Genomic DNA, 2,067 nt, shown 5'->3' with positions numbered 1-2,067 from the left:
TCGTCGGCCTGCTGCTGCTCGCGCTGTGACCCCGACCCAGTCCCGAATCCGAACCGAGACACGATGATGATCCGACGCCCGACGCTGCCGGCCCTTGCCGGCCTTCTCCTTGCCGGCCTTCTCGCCGACGGCGCCTCCGCCGCCGACCTGCCGCCGCGCGCCGCACCGCGTCCGCCGCCCGTCCTGCCCGCCTTCACCTGGACCGGCTTCTACGTCGGCGCGAATGCCGGCTACGGCTTCCGCGGCGGGTCTTCGAGCTTCACGGACGCGACCTACGGCACGGTCACGGGGAGCGGCGGCCGCGGCGGCTTCGTCGGCGGCGGCCAGATCGGCTACGCTTATCAGCTGACACCGGGCGCGGGCTGGGTGCTCGGCGCAGAGGCGGACCTTCAAGGCACCGGGTTCGGCCGCCGCGGCGACGGCACCATCGGCTCCACGCCCTATTACGGCGTCGCCCCGAGCCTCGACTGGTTCGGCACATTGCGCGGCCGGCTCGGCTACGCCTTCGACCGGTGGCTCGTCTACGGCACCGGCGGTCTCGCCTACGGCGGCGGCAGCAAATCCCCCTACGCCTCCGCCTATCCCTACACCCTGCCAGACTCGGTGCGGCTCGGCTACGCGGCCGGCGCGGGCATCGAGTACGCCTTGACGGAGCGCGTCTCGGTGAAGGTCGAAGGGCTCTACGTCGATCTCGGCAAGCAGGGGACCGGAGCGACCGTCTACGACGCGACCGTTCCCGCCTATTACGGCACCGGCCGCTCGGATTCGGGCTTCGGGCTCGTGCGCGGCGGCCTGAATTACAGGTTCTGAACCGGGGCGAATGGCTTGTTTCTTGCGTGAAAGAGTGAACCGTGGCCGCGAAAGATCGTTTGAACCGCTCAGCCTTCCCGCGCGGGTGATGAACCCGCGCGACGGAAAGCTGTGAGGGGAGCGTTTCAAACGGAGACTTTGACCGTGGTGACTCCTACCCATCCCATCGGCCGGCGACGTCCGCTGGTCGCCGGCGTCTCGGCCCTCCTGCTCGGTCTCGCGCCGCTCACCGCCTTCGCTCAATCCGTCGCCGCGCCGGTCGTCGAGGCGCCCGACATCGAGGCGCCGGCCGCGCCCGACCTCGGCAACGGACTGCCGCAGGGCGCGCTGGTCTTCCACGGCAATTACTGCGGCCCGGGCAGCCGCGGCGCCGGCCTTCCCCCGGTCGACGCCCTCGACCGGGCCTGCATGCACCACGATGCCTGCTCGCCGCCGGTGGGACAGGGGCTGCCGACCTGCTCCTGCAACGACCGTCTGGCGCGCGAGGCCACCCTGGTGGCCCGCACGCCGCGGATCAGCGACGAAGAACGGACGGCGGCGGAGTTCGTCGCCATCGGCGCGAAGGCGCTGGCCTGCGAACCCTGACCATTCTCACCGGAAGACCGCGATCGGCCCGGAACGCCTGTTCCGGGCCGTCCCATGACGCCCTACGGCGCCTCGGGCGTGCCCATGGGGATGCCCAGGGCGTCGAGGCCCTCCTCGAGCAATGAGGCTCCGTCCGGCGTGCCGAGCAACTCGCGCATCACCGTGTCGCCGGCCGCCTCGCGCTCCTTGGCGAAGCCGACCGCCGTGCCCCATTCCGCCGCCTCGTAATCGCCGCGGCCGATATAGAGCAGCGCCCCGAGGTCGGCGCGCTCATCCTCGTTGAGCCCGGCGATCATGCTGCGGATCTCCTGCTCGGTGGCGTCGTCGGTGCCGGCGACCAGCATGTCGATCGAACCGTCATCGGTCGGGTTGGAGCCCGAATCCGGATCGGTCGCACCTTCCTTCACCTCGACCGCCCGCAGCCGCAGGATGATCTCGGTGACCTTGTCGAGGGCGATGTCCATACGTCACTCCAGCTTCGACGGACCCGCGGAGGAAGCGGCGCGTCGGGTTCGAACGGAACGCGCCGGGTCCGCCGCGGCCGTCCGGACAAGCCGGTGACGTCGGGCCGCGACGGGGCGCAGAGCCTCGACAACCCGTGGCGTGGCCGTTGGTTCGGCGCGGCCGGGGCGCCGTGCAGGAGGAGCGATGGCGCGGGAGGCGGCGAGCCGG

3 protein-coding genes are annotated in these 2,067 nt (G+C 71.4%); 2 read left to right on the top strand and 1 reads right to left on the bottom strand.

Annotated elements, in window-relative coordinates:
- Positions 1 to 66 precede the first annotated feature (66 nt).
- Together MFF42_RS25465 and MFF42_RS25460 are read left to right on the top strand one after the other, a co-directional pair.
- Positions 67 to 810: an outer membrane protein gene (locus MFF42_RS25465; protein ID WP_238258760.1), complete on the top strand. Its 744-nt coding sequence runs from the start codon at positions 67 to 69 to the stop codon at positions 808 to 810.
- Positions 811 to 954: 144 nt separating this feature from the next.
- Entirely contained in the window at positions 955 to 1,395 is a 441-nt protein-coding gene (locus MFF42_RS25460) for a phospholipase A2 family protein (RefSeq protein WP_238258759.1), read from the top strand.
- A gap of 62 nt (positions 1,396 to 1,457) precedes the next feature.
- Here MFF42_RS25460 and MFF42_RS25455 read toward each other — a convergent pair whose 3' ends face one another.
- A complete protein-coding gene (locus MFF42_RS25455) occupies positions 1,458 to 1,859 on the bottom strand; it encodes a DUF3775 domain-containing protein (protein ID WP_238258758.1) in 402 nt (133 codons plus the stop codon).
- Between the last annotated feature and the right edge of the window lie 208 nt (positions 1,860 to 2,067).

It is taken from the genome of Methylorubrum podarium, from assembly GCF_022179745.1.
Taxonomy (GTDB): domain Bacteria; phylum Pseudomonadota; class Alphaproteobacteria; order Rhizobiales; family Beijerinckiaceae; genus Methylobacterium; species Methylobacterium podarium.
The sequence above is the reverse complement of the archived record's forward strand: the minus strand, read 5'-3'. Positions and strand labels throughout refer to the sequence as shown.